Here is an 18,154-nt window from a genome sequence, read left to right on the forward strand (position 1 = left end):
GCGTTTGCGGGGCAGCGGCGGGTTACCGCGCCCCATCCTATGGAGAGCGTCAACTGTTTCGCTTTAGCCAAAGCTTCGATAGCGCAAACGGCATGAGCATTTGCGCGATGTTCGCCACCAAGCCGCGATAGAGCACCCTGCCGCGAGCGACTTTTGCATGCCGCTCGCGTTCAGATCACGGGGTGGCGTTGATGATGATGCTCGGTCGATATTCGCTTACCGGATGACGATTGCGCCAAGCGGAGTCGCTTGGGATTGGCCGCATTGCAGAATGTGCCGCTAGTCACTTGAGCACGGTATGGAATCTCGTATCAACCCGACCTCTGGCGCAGCAAGTTTACCGCTGCCTGCAGCCGATCACGCGGCGTTACCACGCAGCCCAGCGACCGCCGACGATCGGCAACATGGAACTGCTTCCCGATTGGCTGGACTAACGCCCTGCCGCAACGTGGCGCGGGCCAGCACGGCCGCCGTGCTTAATTGCGCAACTCCGGACGCAACGTGCAGCAAAAGCATACTTGCGCTTGCCGCGGCTCCAGTCGTAAACCGGGCGAATAAGCCTATATTTTCGATCATTCGGCCTATAGCGTTTCTATCAACCAATGCCGAGATTGGCGGCATTGGCCCCACGCTGAGCCTTTCCGGAAGCGCTGTGGTCTTCTCGCGCTCCAAGGCGACGTTGGAAGGCAGCGACGTGGGCATGGTCGGGATGCTCGATAGCCAGGCGCAACTTGTCAAAACCGGAATTTCCCGAAGCCTGCTGGGTTAAGCAGTGAAATGTTGCGCGAAGGGGCAAGGCGCGGAGGCCAACAAGCGCTTGGGTTACATCGTCGGCTCGGCAGTCAGGCTGATTGAGGGCACCATGGACAAAGAGGCTACGCAACAATGGCTGACAGTGGCCTTCCATGCTGTTCTCGATACCGAGAAAGGTAAGAAATTGACGGAAAAAGCGAAAACGGATGCATTGGACATCGACGATGTCTGCGAGATTCACGACAGCCTTGTTGCCGCTGATCCTCGATTACGCAATCCGCTTGGCATCCCTGTCTTATTTGACGTAATCCATGTCTGGCGCGGATTGGATGCCGGATGCCGCGCTGGTGAACCAGGTGTTGGAACGCAATTCCTCTTTCCTCAGCGTGGTTGAGAAAGCCTGGAAATGAAGACCGCAGCAAGTAATATTGCAGACAGCGATATACATAATATCAGTCCTGCCGACGGCGACATCTCGCATGAGCCACGTCGCGCCTCAAGTCAGCCAACCTTCGGGCTGCTTACAGCTTTTGACATTGGCTTTCTTCGTGCAAGTATCGTCAGGACAGAAAAGCCCTAAGATCCCAACCTGCTCGATCCGGAGCTATCGGATGATTACAGTCTTCAGATCTTTGCCAAGCCTGCTGCAGCGGGGAGACTACATGCAGTCGGCCACGTCTGTGTCTGTTGCCTCCCACAACGCCCAAGCACGCCACACCGCCCTTGCCTTCCTCACTCCTGCGCCCGTCCGACGGACACGAACGGGGACGCATTCGCTCAGGGCCAGCGCCTCAAGGCCGCAGGACGTAAACCCCGGGCAGCTGGATGCGCTTGGCATCGACCACGCCAGCCCAATGGCAGAGCCGAACAACTATGTGGACATCATTCCACTCGAGATCAAACGGCACATACTATACGGGGATGAATCTGGAAATGGTGGGCATATGTGGCCAGGACAGCAAGGAAAGAGCGTGTTCCCGCAGTCGTGGGGGGCAGATCAGATCATCCATCAAATTGGCGACATCGCCACATCTCCTGAAACGACCTGGTATGCGCAAACTGGTAGTGGCGAAACCTATACGCGTCGGGGTGATCCAGCGAAGTGGGTCGCATTTGAAGTGCGCGGGGCTGTTCGTATTCGCGTTATTTATCAGCCGGCGATTGGGAAGGTCATTACGGCCTTCCCTGACGACACGCCAATGCCTTGGTTAAAAAAGATTGAATAAATTTATGATTAATCAACTAATACATGACCTTGGACGCAAATTCTCAGGCAGGCTTGAAAATTCCCTTGTCGATGGCGCCCTGAATTATATTGATCATGGAGAAAGCGCACTGGCATTCGAGATTCTATGCGACCATCTCTTGGAGCATAACGTCGATCTTGATCCAAACGAATATGAAGAGATTATGGAGCTGGTTTCACATTTGGGATTCGATCCAGGGCGTCCACCATTTATTCACTTGGCGGATTTAAGGACTTAGCTTTTTCGCTTGAAGAACATTCTCCTGGGCGGCAAGGCTGCCCATGCACATTGAGTGAGTAGGCCGGTCGTGGGGCGTTCTTTTCCGGAGATCTCTTTCCTTGGCGAGGACAGACGGCGGGTCGTGGTTACTGTTGCCCACCAGTACCAGCCGCTAAAAGCTTGCCCAGCAGCTTGGAGCCGATGGTTGCCCGGTGCACCTTGGCCTCGGTATTTCCCAGGGCGCGCATCATCTCCTCCCAGCGTGCGCCCAGGTTGACTTCTCTCTCCGTCTTCAGGTGGACGGCGGCCAAGTCCTTATAGTGGAGCGCGCGCAGCCCGGCGGCGGTTACCGGTTTTTCGGTATGTACATGGACGAACCAGGGCCGCGGGATGTCTCCATTGGACTGCGGCGCGTGCTCGATACGCACTTCAAATAGCCTGCCACGGTCGCCAATGTCGTCCTCCGAGCGAAGGCGGTTCGGCGCCGTGACGCGTGCCAGTCCATTCATCGCCAACAGGCGCTCCAGGTGTGGCGCACGTGGTTGCGGATCGGTCTTGAGCGCATCGGCTTCGCGCCGTTCGAAATCGTGCTCGATCCTCTGGAGAAGACGCAACCGCGTGTCGAGGTGTTCGATGCGCCCGTCTCCTGCACGGAGCTTGCCTCTGAGCTGCAGCAGGCGCTCACTCGATCCGAACCAGCCCTGCATGGAGGTCCTGGCAGAATTGAAGGCCGTCGCCGCGTCATATCTGGAGTCGCCGATCAGGCGCTCTACATCGGTGGTATCCTTGCCAAGGCGCTTGGCGAGCGCGATGAAATCCTCCCCAAGTTCTGCCACTGACAACGACTCCAAGCGAGTGCCTTTGAGTACCTCGTCGGCCTGTTTTTGCGCTGCGCTACGCGCATCGATTGCCTGCGGCGCTGGCACTGCCGCCGAGCTGGAAGCATCAGGCGTGCGCTTGCGTGCCTTGCGTGACATGCTCGATTTGCCTGTTGTCGTCGTGGTTTTCGGCACGCTTGGTGTGATCGATGCCGGTGCTTGCTCGGGCGAAGCCGCTGCTGCGCCAATCAGCTGTCTGTCCTGGACGGCGAACTGGCACATATCAAGAATCGCCTGGCGTTGGTCGGCAAGTGCCTGTGCAAGATCGAGCATCGTTGGCCATAGATGATCTCTGGCGTGCCCCCCTTCTTCGATGAGCGCGGCGGCATCCATACACAGCTGCGTCGCCGCTCGGCCACGCAGCTCGGCGTATTCGACAAGCACTTCCTTGTACATGGCCAGCATCTGCGGCGTCAGTGAGTGCTCGGTTGAGAGAAAGCGTTCAACATGAATCTTAGTCAGCTCCGTGAACGCTTGCCCGACCCTGGCTTCCATGCACCTGTCTACTTCATCGAGCGCGCTCAATCGATCCATCACCTGTGGCAAGCCGCAACGACTGGCTTGATCGAAAAGTCTTCTTGAATATATTTCGTACAGCACTGCACGGACGGTTTGCATCCGCGTGTGACAAGACCCCATCGTGATCCTGATGATCGGCAGCTGGGCCTTCAGCACGTCGGGAGTCGCCCGATTCGTCATCGGCGACTTGATCCGTCGGAAAACCTCTTCCAATGCTGCAATGACATCAAGAAGATGCGTGCGTAACGCATGCCATGATTCCGGCTGCTGCAAACGGATGGCCTGGACATTAAACCGCGCATAATGGCTGCTTTGCGCAAGCGCAGAACCCATTTCCCGGGTCAATTTGTGATCGATCATTCTTTGGCATGACAAATAGTTCATCGCTGCGGCTTGTCCGAGAGACGAAACCAATCGATCCTCATGCGCTTCGATGTCGGAGCATGACATGCGGCGTTGAATCTCGAGCTCGCTCAGCGCCTGCAAGCCCTGTCGCGCGGATGCGATCGCCGATGCGCCGGACCTTAACCTTGCTTCAAGGGATCTTGTGTCTGCTACCCCCATTGGCGCCACGTTTGTGACCAGGTGATTGAACAGTTGCAGCCTGGCCGAAGCCGTGTGCAATACCTTGAGCTGATCTGGCCTTCCTGAGACAGGCGCCGGGTTGAAGGGCAGCGCCCTGACGCCCCTGGTGTTAGCGGATGATGCTGCGGGCGCACTGGCTCTGGACGCACTGGCCGGCCTGGGCGCTCTGATGGCAAGCCCACTGAATTGCGCGGAGGGCGCCACTAAGTCGTCAGGCACGCTCGCGTTGGTTGACGCATCCTGTGGCGGCGCCGCTGGTTGAGCGGACTGCGCGGGATCCACTGGGGTTTGATTGGTCGCTCGAACTCTCGGCACGGTGCATCCTCCGATATTGCCACCCATGACGCCCAGATGCGCCTGTTCTCTGCAGATGCGAGACCTGGTGGTCTAGGTGTGCGACGGCACGTGGACCGTTGTGGCTATCGCTGTCCACCAGAGCCAAGCGCCAAAAGCTGGCCAAGCAGCTTGGAGCCGACGGTTGCCCGGTGCACCTTGGCCTCGGTATTTCCCAGGGCGCGCATCATCTCCTCCCAGCGTGCGCCCAGGTTGACCTCACTGGCCGTCTTCAGATGGACGGCGGCCAGGTTCTTAGGGTGGGGCGCGCGCAGCCCAGCGGGCATCACCGGTTTATCGGTATGTATGTGGACGAACCAGGGCGGCGGAATGCTTCCATTCGACTGCGGCATGTGGTCGATACGCACTTCGAACAGCGTGCCACGGTCGCCACGGTCGCCCTCCGAGCGAAGGCGGTTCGGCGCCGTGACGCGTGCCAGTCCATGCATCGCCAACAGGCGCTCCAGGTGTGGCGCACGTGGTTGCGGATCGGTCTTGAGCGCATCGGCTTCGCGCCGTTCGAAATCGTGCTCGATCCTCTGGAGAAGACGCAGCCGCGTGTCGAGTTGTGCGATGCGCTCGTCTCCTGCGCGGAGCTTGCTTTTGAGCTGCAGCAGGCGCTCACTCGATCCGAACCAGCCCTGCATGGAGGTCCTGGCAAAATCGAAGGCCGTCGCCGCGTCGTGCCTGGAGTCACTGATCAGGCGTTCTACGTCGGTGGTGTCCTTGCCAAGGTGCTTGGCGAGCGCGATGAAATCTCCCTCGAGTTCTGCCACTGGCAACGACTCCAGGGGAGCGGCTCTCAGTAACTCGTCGGCCTGTTTCTGCGCTGCGCTACGCGCATCGATTGCCTGCGGCGCTGGCACTGCCGCCGAGCTGGAAGCATCAGGCGTGGGCTTGCGCGCCTTGCGTGACCTGCTCGATTTGCCTGCTGTCGTTATCGGCACGCTTGGTGTGACTGACGCCGGTGCTTGCTCGGGCGAAGGCGCTGCTGCGCCAATCAACTGTCTGTCCTGGACGGCGAACTGGCACAAGTCAATAATCGCCTGGCGTTGGTCGGTAAGCGCCTGTGCAAGATCGAGCATCGTTGGCCATAGACGATCTCTGGCATGCCCCCCTTCTTCGATGAGCGCGGCGGCATCCATACACAGCTGCGTCGCCGCTCGGCCGCGCAGCTCGGCATATTCGACAAGCACGTTCTTGTACATGGCCAGCATCTCCGGCGTCAGCGAGTGCTTGGTTGAGACATAGCGTTCAACATGAATATTGGTCAGCTCATTGAGCGCTTGTCCGGCCTTAGCATCCATGCTCCTGTCTATTTCTTCCAGCGCGTTCAGTCGATCCATCACCTGTGGCAAGCCGCAATTGCTGGCTTGATCGGAGAGTCTTCTTGCATATATTTCGGATAGGACTGCACGGACGGCTTGCATGCGCGTGTAACAAGATCCCATCGTCATCCTGATGAGCGGCAGATGGCCCTTCTGCGCGTCGGACGGCGCCCGATTCGTCATCGGCGACTTGATACGCCGGAAAACCTCTTCCAACGCTGCAATGACATCAAGAAGATGAGCGCGTAACGCATGCCATGGTTCCGGCTGCACCAGTCGGATGGCTTGGGGATCAAATTGCGCAAAGCCGGTGCTATCCGTAAGCGTCGCACCCAATTCCTGGGCAAATTTCTGATCGATCAGTTGTTCGCATGCCACATAGGTCATCGCTGCGGCTTGTCCGAGAGACGAAACCAATCGATCTTCATGGGCTTCGATGTCGGGGGATGAAATGCGGCGTTGAATCTTAAGCTCACTCAGCGCCTGCAAGCCTTGTCGCGCGGATTCGATCGCAGACTTTCCGGTCCCGATTCTTGTTTCCAAGGCTCCGATATCCTTTGTATCCGTCCGCCCTATTGTTTGTGCCCAGTCGTTGAAGCGTATCAGTGTGGATGTGGCCTTGCTCAATACTTCGAAAAGATCTGGCCCTTCCGGAACTGACGGCGCGGCAAAGAGCGCCGCCATGACGTCCCTGGCGTTGGCAGAGGATGTCCCTGGAATATTGGCTCTGGAGGCTCGGACCGTTCTCCGCGGCCTGATGGCAAGCCCGCTGAGTTGCGCGGAGGGCGCCACTATGTCGTCAGGCACGCTCGCGTTGGTTGCCGCATCCTGTGGCGGCGCCGCTGGTTGAGCGGACTGCGCGGGATCCACTGGGGTTTGATTGGTCGCTCGAACTCTCGGCACGGTGCATCCTCCGATATTGCCATTCAATTGCCACGCATGACGCCCAGATGTGCCTGTTCGCAGCAGATGCGAGACTTGGTGGTCTGGGTGTGCGACGGGACGTTGACCGTTGTGGCTATCGCTGCCCGCCAGCGCCGGCCGCCCAAAGCTGGGCCAGCAGCTTGGAGCCGATGGTCGCCCGGTGCACCTTGGCCTCGCTATTTCCCAGGGCGCGCATCATCTCCTCCCAGCGTGCGCCCAGGTTGACTTCTTTCTCCGTCTTCAGGTGGACGGCGGCCAAGTCCTTATAGTGGAGCGCGCGCAGCCCGGCGGCGGTTACCGGTTTTTCGGTATGTACGTGGACGAACCAGGGCCGCGGGATGTCTCCATTGGACTGCGGCATGTGGTCGATACGCACTTCGAACAGCGTGCCACGGTCGCCAATGTCGTCCTCCGAGCGAAGGCGGTTCGGCGCCGTGACGCGTGCCAGTCCATGCATCGCCAACAGGCGCTCCAGGTGTGGCGCACGTGGTTGCGGATCGGTCTTGAGCGCATCGGCTTCGCGCCGTTCGAAATCGTGCTCGATCCTCTGGAGAAGACGCAACCGCGTGTCGAGGTGTTCGATGCGCCCGTCTCCTGCGCGGAGCTTGCTTTTGAGCTGCAGCAGGCGCTCACTCGATCCGAACCAGCCCTGCATGGAGGTCCTGGCAAAATCGAAGGCCGTCGCCGCGTCGTGCCTGGAGTCACTGATCAGGCGCTCTACGTCGGTGGTGTCCTTGCCAAGGCGCTTGGCGAGCGCGATGAAATCCCCCCCGATTTCTGCCACTGGCAACGACTCCAAGGCGATGCTTTTCAGTATCTCGTCGGCCTGCTTTTGCGCCGCGCTGCGCTCATCGATGACCTGCCGCACAGGCACTGCCGCCGAGCTGGAAGCATCAGGCGTGCGCTTGCGCGCCTTGCGTGACCTGCTCGATTTGCCTGTTGTCGTCGTGGTTTTCGGCACGCTTGGTGTGATCGATGACGGTGCTTGCTCGGGCGAAGCCGCTGCTGCGCCAATCAGCTGTCTGTCCTGGACGGCGAACTGGCACATATCAAGAAGCGCCTGGCGTTGGTCGGCAAGTGCCTGTGCAAGATCGAGCATCGTTGGCCATAGATGATCTCTGGCATGCCCCCCGTCTTCGATGAGCGCGGCGGCATCCATACACAGTTGCATCCCGGCTCGGCCGCGTATCTCGGCGTAATCGACAAGCACCTCCTTGTACATGGCCAGCATCTGCGGCGTCAGTGAGTGCTCGGTTGAGGACAGGCGTTCGATATGGACCTGGACCACTTGCTTGAGCGCTTCGCCCACCTCAGCGCGATGAAGGCTTTCGATTTCTTCAAGCTCCCACAGTGCGTCAAGCACCTGGGTTAGGCCGCAATCGCTGGCCTCCTCGGCAAGTCTCCTTGAATTTATTTCAACGAGCATCCCGCGGACGGTCTGCATCCGTTCATGGCACGCTCCCATCACCGCCCTGACGACCGGGAGATGGTCCTTGAGCGAGTCGCGTGGCTTCTGACCCGTCATCGGCGACTTGATGCGCTGGCAAACCTCCTCCATCGCTGCAAGCACATTCAGAAGATGCCCGCGTAACGCAAGCCATGGTTCCGGTTGTTGCAGACGGATGGCGTCAGCAGACAACAGCACCATCTCGACCCTTTGGGTCATCACATGGCCCAATTCGGTGGCCATTTTTTGATAGATCATCTTATCGCATGCGTCGTAGTGCAGGGATGCGGCCACTGCGAAATGCAGCACCAGGAAATTCTCGTGTTCTGCGACGTTGTCGATCGGCATGCATTGTTGGATCTTCAGCTCGGCCAGCGCCTGCAAGGCTTGTCGAGCGGATTCGATAGCAGACTTTCCGGATTGGAGTCTTGCTTCCAGCGCTCTGATATCCGCTGGTGCGTCACGTTCTCGTGCCAAGTCGTCGAAGCGTTTCAGCCTGGATGTGGCCTTGCGCAATACTTCGAAAAGATCTGCCCCTTCCGGAACTGATGGCGCGGCAAAGAGCGCCGCCATGACGTCCTGTGCGTTGGTAGACGATGTCGCTGGAGGATTGGCTCTGGAGGCTCGGCCCGGTCTGCGCGGTCTGATGGCAAGCCCGCCGAGTTGCGCGGAGAGCGCCACGCTGTCGGCAGACGCGCTTGTGGTTGCTCCCGAGCCCGATGGTGTCGGTGCAGTTTGAATCAATTGCGCGGGATACGGTGCGGCCTGCTTGGTCGATTCAATTTTAGGCACGGTGCATCCTCCGATATTGCCATTCAATTTGCTCGCACACGACGTCCTGATGTCACCCAGTCCCGGAATGTGCGTGGAACGTGGTGGTGCAGTAAACCAGGCCTTGCGAGCCAGCAGCGACGCGTGTTGCCAATGCGTCGCGCAGTGATCGCGTTACCTGTGCCATGGGGCTCGATCCGACTGCCTTCTCGTGCTGCATGTGGCGTGCCTGCGTCCCTCACTGCCGGCTCCGCCCGGCATGTTTTTGATCACGCAATTCAGCAATGACGTGTGCAGCGAAATCCGTATTACCGTTTCAACGCAAGAAGCCCGACCCACTCATTTCGATGTGCGTGACATCGCTGCTTTAGTAAACCACCGAATGCCGCGCTGTTGGCATGCCGCGCGAATGCGTGGTGACTGATACGAAGACGACCCGGCTGCGCACGCCGTTATTCAAGGACCAGACAAGGCTATCAAGGCATCCCCCAATCACTTGGACCTATCAAGACCCGTTACCACATCCGACCCCCTTTGGAGCGCGCTATGCACTTTGAGGTGAATGCGAAGCGACCTGTGGCGCGTCGAGACAAGGCGTGCGCTGCGGCCCAGGCTCGCCGCCTGGGCCAGTTGCACAACGCGGTATCGGCGCCCCACAGGGCACTTGTTTGAAAAACACCTCATCAGGCAGTGCAAGAGATTCAGGCTCAACCCACGTCTTGCGCATGCACGTTGAGGTCGCCCCGAACTCTACACGGCCTCGGTTGAAAACTGCTGCGCATTCGCCAACGCACGATATTCGCGTGGCGTCATGCCCACTGCTTGCTTGAATTGCCGCGCAAAAGCGCTTTGATCGCTGAAACCGCAGGCATGGCCGATTTCGGTCAGGCTCTTGTTTTCATGCAGTAGATGCATGGCCATCTGCAGGCGCAGCTTGGCCAGCACTTGTTGCGGCGTCAGTTGAAACACCTTGCGGAACGAGCGTTGCAGCTTGGACATCGAAAACCCGGTGATCTCCACCAGAGCCTGCATGCGGACGTTCTGCGCGTAATTGGCGTTGAGATACGCCAGCGCTAGCCGCAGCTTTTCGTATTGCGATTCGTGGCCATCCTGCGGGCCCAGATCGCGCGAGATGCCGATGATGCCCTGCACCTTGCCGTTCACTAGCAACGGCCGCTTGCAGGTCAGGCACCAGCCGGGCTCACGGTTGGCGAACAAATGGAGCTCCAGCAGGTTGTCGATCACCTCGCCGGCCAGCACCTGCTCGTCCTGATTGGCGTAATTGGCACCCAGGCCACTGGGATAGACCTCGGCAACACGCTTGCCGATCAGTTCCTTGCGCGATTTCAGCCCCAGCCGCCGCAGCATGGTCTGGTTGACGTGGGTGTAGCGGCCTTCGCGATCCTTGACGAAGAACAACACGTCCGGCACGGCATCGAACAACGCTTCCAGATCGGCAGGATCGATGCTCTTCATGCGCAAGGGTTCATGCAGTGCAATGGGCTCGGGAGCGGGGAAGGCGCATCAAACGCGGCGCGTGATCGTAACAATCCGCCCCTGCCGCGCCATGATACGCCGCATGCGCGATCCGCCTGCGGCCGGGGACTCAGCGCGAGGTGTTGCCTGCGTGCACTCCTGCCGATGCAGGCTTGGCATCTCCCGCCGCAGCGGTCGGGTTGCCGATGCGATCCAGTGGCACCTGTCGTGCACGCCAGCTCTGCACTACCGCCGCACCGGCCTGCGAGCCCACCTGCACGCGCAAGCGCGCACTGCCACCGGGCGCAATGAACTCAACGTCGCAGTCGCCAGCGGCCATGCAGCTATCGGCCGCGAGTGGATCCACCAGCTGCCAGCCCTGCTCCATCATCGCCTGCGCAAACGCGCGATACCCCATGCTGGATGTCAGCGTGGCCGGCAATGGCACGCTCGCATCGTTGCCTTGCTCGGAAGACGCAACCGCCATCGGGGCGCGCGCAGGCGCAACGGCAGGCCGCGACGCGGCGCCCAGGGCGGGACTGCAGATCAGAGCGATTACCCACAATGCGGGGCGGAACGACGTGCGCATGCAAACGGTCCTTGCGGTCCTGGCAGGGAACTGGGAAGAGGAAGATGCGCTAGTTTGACATGCCTGTGATGCGCTGCGGCAATTGCATTTGGGATGCATTGGCCCGTGATCTGCACAGCGGCGTTGCAAGCGGTTCACGCCAAGCGTGCTCATCCATCGCACGGGATGGCATCGGATTGGTATAGACCTTGCGTCGGGCGCCAGGCTGCGGGTGATCCAGTCCTGCAGCGAGATGTTGTCCAAGCTGCGCACCGGCTCGATCACCACACAGCGTGGTGCGGGGGAAGGTGGCATCATCTGCACCGCCATCAGGAACGGCTGCCTGTTCTCCGATCCGCGTCAGGCCTTGCCGCCGTTGCGCTCGCCGCCAGGATAGGTATCGTCGATCTGCACGAAACTGGTCAGTTTGCGCATGGCTTAGCACTCGGCCATGACCTGCATGATCTTGTGCTTCATCCGCAAGGCGCTTTTGTCGTTGATGCCCAGATGGCGCATCAGCTCCAGCGAGACCATGTTGGTCTTGGTCGAGGTCAACAGCTGCAAGGCCAGCACCAGGTGCGCAGCGGCAGCTTGGTGCCTTGGAACATCGTGCCAGCGATCAGGCTGGTCTGGTGCCGACACGCACTGCACTGGTAGTAGATGATGCCGCCACGCTTGAAGCGCGAGCGCACTCGTCCGGCACAGCAAGGGCAGCGAAATCCCTGCAGCCACCGCCACTTGTAAAGTGCGCGATAGCACTTAGAGCAGCTAACAAAACTACTGCGCAGCCGCCAGGCGGGCGCGGCCGGTGCTCGGAATCCTCATGTACCACTCGTACACTCCGGTTCCTGTGCGCCGCCCGCACCCACCTGACGACTGCTCGCTACGTTTTGTTAGCCGCTCTTAGAGCGGCTAATAAAACACAGGAAGAAGTCGTGAGCAGATGATGGAGAATGCCAGCCAGAGCAACGCCAATTAGCCTCGGTGCTGTAGGACGCGAAGAACTCAGGCATCGACAATCTTGCCTGGAACTGCGCGGCATTGATGCTCATCACACCACCTCATTAGCTTCAGCTGACAGCAGCATCCACACAGCCCGACGCAGATCCTGCGACAGCCGGCTGAAGGCAAGGGCTAATCAGGCAGTTTATTGATTCGGGTTGATCTTAAAATTGATGCATGTTATAGATTAATTGCAGGTAAATCCAAGGAGACTAGGATGAAATTTTGCGCAAAAATAGTATTTTTAAGCTTTTCTCTTGTTTCTCTTGTTTCTCTTAATTCGGCTGCTCAGTCCCGTGGCGTAAATGTAGAGAGTGACGAAGTCAAGGCTTACGCAAGGAGCGCCATGGTAAGTCCTTCTGAGGCAGCAAGAAGAGTGAATCTTCAAGAAAGCTCCTCGAAAGATTTGGCAGCTTTAACGAGTCGTTATAAAGATCGTCTTGCAGGTGCCTATTGGGAGGATTCACCTGATTTCCGGTATGTTATCAGATTAAAAGGTAATAACCCGATTCCTCCAGTAAAGCTATCGACAAGGTTTGGCGATGTGCCTGTTGTAGTTAGAACCGGGGCTGGCAAGACTATGGAGGAAGTGCAGAAAATAATTAATGAGAACAAGGTGGCCATTGTCAAGAGTATACCCGGGCTACAGGGTTATTTTTATGATGAGAAAACAGGTGAGATTGTCTTGTATGTCTACGTTCCGGAGCCGGAAAAGGAAGGTATAAAGAAGGAGGTTTCTGCACTTGCAAGAGCGCTCGGGAATCCGGTCCGCATAGATTTCATGCCGGGGCCGATGCGGAATACAGCATACCTCCGGGGCGGCAACACACTTCAGGGTTCGAACGGCAACCAATGTACAACTGGCTTTATGGTTAGAGATGTTGCGACAAAAATGCCGGGAGTATTAACTGCTGGCCATTGCCCAAATACCATGGTTTATTACAACTGGGTTCCTGCCGGACAACCTGGACAGGTAACTGCTATTCTGGACTTCAAAAAATAAATGTGGGATGCCAGTCATGACTTGCAGTGGCATAGTTTTCCAAGCATAGGTTATGAGGCATCATCGTCAATTACTGGATCGACCACTGATCCAGCTGGTATCGAGGCTATAATATTTTCAGGTACGGCCAGTGTGGGGCAGCGAATTTGTCATCGCGGGGTAAATACTGGGTTTTCTTGTGGAGTTGTATCGGCAACAAGTTTTGGCTTTTTGCCAGGGGCCTGTAATGGCCAGAATTGTGATAATTCTGCTTACATGGTCATGGTTGGAAAGGAGCTAGCTTGCTTCGGCGGTGACAGCGGCGGCCCAGTCTGGAGCTCATCTACCGCGTATGGGATTGTGACTGCTGCTGCATACGCCGGCGCTAATCCTGGGCAGTGCGGCTCACTTGTATATATGAGAATTGGGAAACTAATAGATGCTGGATTGCGTCTCTTCTGATATCGATGCGACATAAGATCTGCGTGAGTCGACATCCTCTAATACGATAGGCCGCTTCTCCCAGGTAAGGCCTCGCGTATTTACCTTGTGCAACCGACACGCCGCGCCTGGCGGCGTGTCGGTCGTCCGTCACTGGCCGATATGCTGCTTCAGCCAGCGATTGACGGTGTCGTGCCACAAGATGCTGTTATCCGGCTTGAGCACCCAGTGGTTTTCGTCAGGGAAATACAGGAACTTGGAATCGATGCCCTTGCGCTGCAGCGCGGTGAACGCGGCCAGGCCCTGCTCCACCGGGATGCGGAAATCCTGCTGGCCGTGGATGACCAACATCGGCACCTTCCACTTGTCCACGTGCAGCACCGGGTTGAATTTCTCGTAGCCGGCCGGGTTCTGCCACGGCGTGCCGCCGTTTTCCCATTCGCTGAACCACAATTCCTCGGTGGCGTAGCCCATGGTGCGGTTGTCGAACACGCCGTCGTGGTCGACCAGGCACTTCCACGGCTGATTCCAGTTGCCGGCCATCCAATAGACCATGTAGCCGCCATAGCTGGCGCCCAATGCGCAGGCCTTGTCGCCGTTGAGGAAGCCGTATTGCTTCTGCGCGGCAGTCCAGCCTTTTTGCAGATCTTCCAGCGGGCGGTCGCCCCAATGCTGGCTGATGGCGTCGGTGAATTCCTGGCCGTAGCCGGTGGAACCGTGGAAATCGATCATGACCACCGCGTAGCCCTGGCCGGCGTAGGTCTGCGGATTCCAACGGTTGCTCCAACCATTGCCGAAGCTGCCCTGCGGGCCGCCGTGGATCAGGAACGCCACCGGGTAGGTCTTGCCTTCCTGGTAGTTGTAGGGCTTGACCACGTAGCCATGCACGGTGTCGTTGTTCCAACCCTTGAACTGGAACTGTTCGTAGTCGCCGAACTGCACGTCGGGCAGCAGTTGAGCGGCGCTCTGGCTGATCGCGCGCAGACCCTGGCCTTGCGTGTCGCTGACGAAGATCTGGTCGCCACTCTTGAGCGAGCTACGGGTAAACGCCAGCGTATTGCCGGCCAGCGTCGGCGCGTGCACGCTACCCTCGCCCACCAGCTTGGTCGCCTCGCCGCTGGCGATATCGATCTTGAACAGCGGGTGCTCGCCAAGATCGTCAGCGCTGGTGTAGAGGCTGCTGCCGTCGTCGCTCAACACGATTTCGCCAGCCGAGCGGTCCCACTTCGGCGCGATCTCGCGCGTCTTGCCGCTGGCCACGTCCATCGCCATCAGGCCGAAGCGGTCGGCCTCGAAGCCCGGGCGCTTCATGGCGCGGTAGTACAGCGTCTTGCCGTCGGTGCTGAACACCGGGCCGGCATCCCAGGCCGGGTTAGCCGCAGTCAGATTGACCGGCGCAGACTTGCCGCTTGCATCCAGGCGGTACAGATCGAAGTTGGTTTGCCACGGCTCGTCATTGCCGGTGGGCTTGGCGCCGGTCTTGGCATTCTTGCCTGCTTCCGGGCCATGCGGCTGCGGAATGCGCACGCTGGCCACCACGCTGGCGCCATCGGGCGACCAGGTGTAATCGTCATTGCCACCGAACGGCTTGGACGGCGCATCGCCGGCCAGCGTGGCGCTGATCGCCGACGCCCCGACCACTGCCCTGGCACCAGCAGCGGGCAACTCGGCCACGAACAAGGTATTGCGGCGGCCATCGTTCCAGGTATCCCAGTGGCGCACGAACAACTGGTCGTACACCACGCCGCTGGCCTTTTTGTTCTTGAGCTCGCCTAACTTCTTCTTGGTGCAGCCCAGATCCGAACCGCAGTCCTGGAACACACCTGCACTGAAAGCGATGCGCTTGCCGTCGGGCGAGAGCTTGTAGCTATCCACATCCACCGCAAACGCGGTGAGTTGCTGCGGGGTGCCGCCGGCCATCGGCTGCGCGTAGAGCTGCTGGCTGCCGGTTTTGCTGCTGAGGAAGTACACGGTCTTGCCGTCCGGCGACAACGCCGGGCTGTTGACGTTCCAACCCTCCGGCGTGAGCCGCTTGGGCGGCGACAAATCGCGGGTACGCAGATTGCGCACCCACAGGCTGCTGGCCGGCTTGCCATTGGCGGTCTTGGCCTGGCGCTTGGCGAACAGCACCACGCTGCCATCCGGGCTGAGCGTGGGCGAGGACACCCGGTCAAGTGCCACCATGTCGCGCACATCGAAACCGCGCGCGGCGGCTAGGCTTGGCAGGGCAGCCAGCAAACACAGGGGCAATACGGCGTGACGCAGCTTCATCGAGCTCTCCGGCAACGGCAAAACGTCGATGTTAGGCGTTGCTGCGGCGCACGCGCAAAGGCAGGAGGTCATGCGGCGCGACATCGCGCGTCACGCCGTCAATCGCTTGCCCATGCCGCATCCCTGCGACATGGGCGACTGAGCGCTTTAGAGCGGCTAACAAAATGTAGCGAGCAGTCGTCAGGTAGGCGTGGACGGCGCGGAGTAACCGCGGTGTACGAGTGGTACATGCCGCACCGAGCACCGGCCGCGCCCGTCTGGCGGCTGCGCAGTAATTTTGTTAGTTGCTCTTAGAAGCGGTGCGACAGGCCTATGTAGACCTGCGTGTCGGGCGTGCGGTCGTTGAGGCCGAAATTGGCGCCCACATCCAGCTGCAACAGCGGGTTGAGCAGATACGACGCTGCGATATCGGCCGAGTATTGCTCGACGGTCTGCGCAGGATCGCGGTTGATCGAAGACCACAATTCCACCGCCATCGACAACTTCGGCGTGAGCGGATGCGCCAGATTGATCACGTTGACGATGGCGACATGCTTGCCGCTGCCATCGCTGTCGGCCAACCAATCCAGTTCCGGACCAAACGTCAGCGAGAAGCTGCTGGGCATCACGAAGTTGACCGGCAGCGCGAGGCCGCCTTCCCAGGTGTCGTTGCCCAGGCCGCTACGTGCGGTGGGTGCCTTGACGAACGGCAGCAACGCCACGCTGGCGGTGTCGCTCTCGTAGACGCGTGCCTTCATGCGCAGATACAGATCACCGCCGCCGCTCAGGCTGCTGCGTTCGCCGGTGGCGCGGTCGGTGGTCTTGACCTGCAGCTGCGGCGCCCAGTTGAGCTGCAGATCGATACGGTCGCTGACGCCGTACTTGAGCGTGGGGCTGGTGAAGTACGAGGTTTCCGTGCGTGTGCCGGGCTGGCTGTCGCGCGTGTAATTGCCGATGTCGGTTTCCAGCTGCCAATCGCCAGCCGGCACGGTGCAGGTGGCATTGGACTTGGTCGGCCGATCAGTGCAGAGCGCCGCTTCGGTGGCGTCTTGGGCGTGCGCCTGAACTGCGAGGCTGCCCAGCGCTGCAGTGACGATGACGGCGAGCAACGATGCAGGTGTCTTGCGGAACGACGAACGCGAGGTGATGGTGGGCATTGCGGTGATTCCAGGGCAAAGCGCGGCACAGATCGCATGACCGTGCAGCGTTGAAGAGTGGGATGTGTGAGGCGTTACTACGCGCGGTATGGCGGCGCTGCGTCTTGGTCGGCGGTGCCGCAACTGCCTTTTTCAGGGCGGCGTCAGTGCGGTCGCTGTGCGTTGCGTACGCCCACTGCAGAGAAGTGCGCAGGCTTGCACTGCCAGACACCTGCCTGCCTTTGCGGCGTCACGCAGCGCGTGAGCGCGCCATGGCCTACAGCGTGGTTGGGATCAGGATCAGTCCAGGCATGCAGCACTCATGGCGCACCGTTCGTGCGGTAGACGGCACGATAAGCAGGATCGGCATAAAGTCGCTATGCACGGCAGCTGCGCAGGGCGTAAAGCCGGCGCAAATGTTGAAAGCCGATGACTGGTAGCTGCGTATTTCTAAGGTCACACAGGTCAGCTAGCCGGTGACTGCGCGTGAATCCATCCCATCACTGATGGATCAAGCCTCGCATGCAGCAATGCGCGGCTTGGCGATGGCTCATGCACCCTGCATGCGCCATCCAACACCTGAGTTAGGCAGCTATGCGAGATCCCGCAAGAATTGACGAAATGCTGGAGTTGCTCGGAGAGGTCTAGCGACTCGAACCAGGTCTGCGCCTTGGTGAACTGGTCCAAAATGCGGCTCGCTTTCTGGATCCCGATCTTATCGACATACACGCGATAGAAGATGGGGATCTAAGAAGGGATTGTAAGATACATTGAGATCAACAAGAGCCAGAGGCCTAGCGGCATTACTTATTAGCGGCCACGAGGCAAGACCACATCAATTCTCATCGGCTCCGTAGTGTCGTACGCTGCCTAGCAATTCATTCAAGCCGAACCCGATTCGCGGGTCGGCTTAGTTCAGGCGTTAGCTGATGATGGGGAGATCGTAGCTGATGAAGATTAAAGCTGTAACGGTGAATCGCTTTCGAGGCTACTCCGAGCCGGTTATTGTCGGACTAGACGACCTGTCCGTGTTGGTAGGTCGAAACGACATTGGAAAATCGACGATTCTCGAGGCCCTGGATGTCTTCTTCAACGAAGGTAAGGGCTGCATCAAGGGATGGTCTGATCAACGCGACCGGAAAACGAAGCAACCGCATCCGCCGCGCTAAGGGCGCTCAAATCGCCGATTTTTTGCCGGTTTCGGCCGTTTGCGGGGTGTTGCCTGGGTTACAGGCACAGCTTCCCCGCAGCAGGCATTAACGCTTTGCGCGTCAGCCACAGATTCGACAGTGCAA

At 59.2% G+C, this 18,154-nt stretch carries 11 protein-coding genes, 2 other RNA genes and 2 pseudogenes; 6 read left to right on the forward strand and 9 right to left on the reverse strand.

Annotated elements, in window-relative coordinates; translation table 11 throughout:
* Positions 1–298: 298 nt before the first annotated feature.
* From NX05_RS24655 to NX05_RS23510, 3 genes and pseudogenes are all read left to right on the forward strand, one after another.
* A pseudogene (locus NX05_RS24655) lies at positions 299–1,069 on the forward strand (type III effector protein XopC2); the annotation flags it as partial.
* Positions 1,070–1,232: 163 nt separating this feature from the next.
* Positions 1,233–1,979: an EndoU domain-containing protein gene (locus tag NX05_RS03120; protein WP_039437404.1), complete on the forward strand. Its 747-nt coding sequence runs from the start codon at positions 1,233–1,235 to the stop codon at positions 1,977–1,979.
* A 4-nt stretch (positions 1,980–1,983) separates the two neighbouring features.
* Entirely contained in the window at positions 1,984–2,238 is a 255-nt protein-coding gene (locus tag NX05_RS23510) for a MafI family immunity protein (RefSeq protein ID WP_126922588.1), read from the forward strand.
* 127 nt (positions 2,239–2,365) lie between these two features.
* On the opposite strand, the gene xopP (NX05_RS03125) is transcribed toward NX05_RS23510, so the two are convergent.
* The 6 genes and pseudogenes from xopP (NX05_RS03125) to NX05_RS21620 all read right to left on the reverse strand — a co-directional run.
* Positions 2,366–4,516 carry a type III secretion system effector XopP gene (gene xopP / locus NX05_RS03125; RefSeq protein WP_053012827.1) on the reverse strand — a complete coding sequence of 717 codons (2,151 nt, stop codon included), beginning with the start codon at positions 4,514–4,516 and terminating at the stop codon, positions 2,366–2,368.
* A gap of 104 nt (positions 4,517–4,620) precedes the next feature.
* Positions 4,621–6,765: a type III secretion system effector XopP gene (xopP, locus tag NX05_RS03130; RefSeq protein WP_053012828.1), complete on the reverse strand. Its 2,145-nt coding sequence runs from the start codon at positions 6,763–6,765 to the stop codon at positions 4,621–4,623.
* A 115-nt stretch (positions 6,766–6,880) separates the two neighbouring features.
* Positions 6,881–9,025, reverse strand: coding sequence for a type III secretion system effector XopP (gene xopP / locus NX05_RS23515; protein ID WP_053012829.1), 2,145 nt, complete (start codon positions 9,023–9,025; stop codon positions 6,881–6,883).
* A gap of 729 nt (positions 9,026–9,754) precedes the next feature.
* The gene (locus NX05_RS03140) at positions 9,755–10,480 is read right to left on the reverse strand and encodes an AraC family transcriptional regulator (RefSeq protein ID WP_039431906.1); all 726 of its coding nucleotides are present in this window, start codon (positions 10,478–10,480) and stop codon (positions 9,755–9,757) included.
* A gap of 130 nt (positions 10,481–10,610) precedes the next feature.
* Positions 10,611–11,069 carry a hypothetical protein gene (locus NX05_RS03145; protein ID WP_039431904.1) on the reverse strand — a complete coding sequence of 153 codons (459 nt, stop codon included), beginning with the start codon at positions 11,067–11,069 and terminating at the stop codon, positions 10,611–10,613.
* Between the two features lie 192 nt (positions 11,070–11,261).
* A pseudogene (locus tag NX05_RS21620) lies at positions 11,262–11,812 on the reverse strand (IS1595 family transposase); the annotation flags it as partial.
* Between the two features lie 59 nt (positions 11,813–11,871).
* On the opposite strand from NX05_RS21620, the gene NX05_RS03175 reads away from it, so the two are divergent.
* Positions 11,872–11,947, forward strand: a non-coding RNA gene (locus NX05_RS03175) — sX9 sRNA.
* Positions 11,948–12,267: 320 nt separating this feature from the next.
* Positions 12,268–13,053 (forward strand): S1 family peptidase, encoded by a 786-nt coding sequence (locus NX05_RS24660; protein WP_230597786.1) that lies wholly within the window; start codon positions 12,268–12,270, stop codon positions 13,051–13,053.
* Positions 13,054–13,623: 570 nt separating this feature from the next.
* Here NX05_RS24660 and NX05_RS03155 read toward each other — a convergent pair.
* From NX05_RS03155 to NX05_RS03160, 3 genes are all read right to left on the reverse strand, one after another.
* Positions 13,624–15,744 (reverse strand): S9 family peptidase, encoded by a 2,121-nt coding sequence (locus NX05_RS03155; protein ID WP_039431902.1) that lies wholly within the window; start codon positions 15,742–15,744, stop codon positions 13,624–13,626.
* Positions 15,745–15,898: 154 nt separating this feature from the next.
* A non-coding RNA gene (locus tag NX05_RS21630) (sX9 sRNA) lies at positions 15,899–15,974 on the reverse strand.
* A 60-nt stretch (positions 15,975–16,034) separates the two neighbouring features.
* A complete protein-coding gene (locus NX05_RS03160) occupies positions 16,035–16,880 on the reverse strand; it encodes a transporter (RefSeq protein WP_039431900.1) in 846 nt (281 codons plus the stop codon).
* A gap of 929 nt (positions 16,881–17,809) precedes the next feature.
* On the opposite strand from NX05_RS03160, the gene NX05_RS03170 reads away from it, so the two are divergent.
* A complete protein-coding gene (locus NX05_RS03170) occupies positions 17,810–18,028 on the forward strand; it encodes an AAA family ATPase (RefSeq protein ID WP_053012830.1) in 219 nt (72 codons plus the stop codon).
* Positions 18,029–18,154 lie beyond the last annotated feature (126 nt).

The organism is Xanthomonas vasicola, assembly GCF_000772705.2.
In the GTDB taxonomy this organism is placed as follows: Bacteria; Pseudomonadota; Gammaproteobacteria; order Xanthomonadales; family Xanthomonadaceae; genus Xanthomonas; species Xanthomonas vasicola.

Excerpts from the sequence above, each read along its gene's own strand:
- NX05_RS03120 (WP_039437404.1), top strand. The coding sequence starts at position 1,233 with ATGAGCCACGTCGCGCCTCAAGTCAGCCAACCTTCGGGCTGCTTACAG.
- NX05_RS03155 (WP_039431902.1), bottom strand. The coding sequence starts at position 15,744 with ATGAAGCTGCGTCACGCCGTATTGCCCCTGTGTTTGCTGGCTGCCCTG.
- NX05_RS03145 (WP_039431904.1), bottom strand. The coding sequence starts at position 11,069 with ATGCGCACGTCGTTCCGCCCCGCATTGTGGGTAATCGCTCTGATCTGC.
- NX05_RS24660 (WP_230597786.1), top strand. The coding sequence starts at position 12,268 with ATGAAATTTTGCGCAAAAATAGTATTTTTAAGCTTTTCTCTTGTTTCT.
- NX05_RS03140 (WP_039431906.1), bottom strand. The coding sequence starts at position 10,480 with ATGAAGAGCATCGATCCTGCCGATCTGGAAGCGTTGTTCGATGCCGTG.
- NX05_RS23510 (WP_126922588.1), top strand. The coding sequence starts at position 1,984 with ATGATTAATCAACTAATACATGACCTTGGACGCAAATTCTCAGGCAGG.
- NX05_RS03160 (WP_039431900.1), bottom strand. The coding sequence starts at position 16,880 with ATGCCCACCATCACCTCGCGTTCGTCGTTCCGCAAGACACCTGCATCG.
- NX05_RS03170 (WP_053012830.1), top strand. The coding sequence starts at position 17,810 with ATGAAGATTAAAGCTGTAACGGTGAATCGCTTTCGAGGCTACTCCGAG.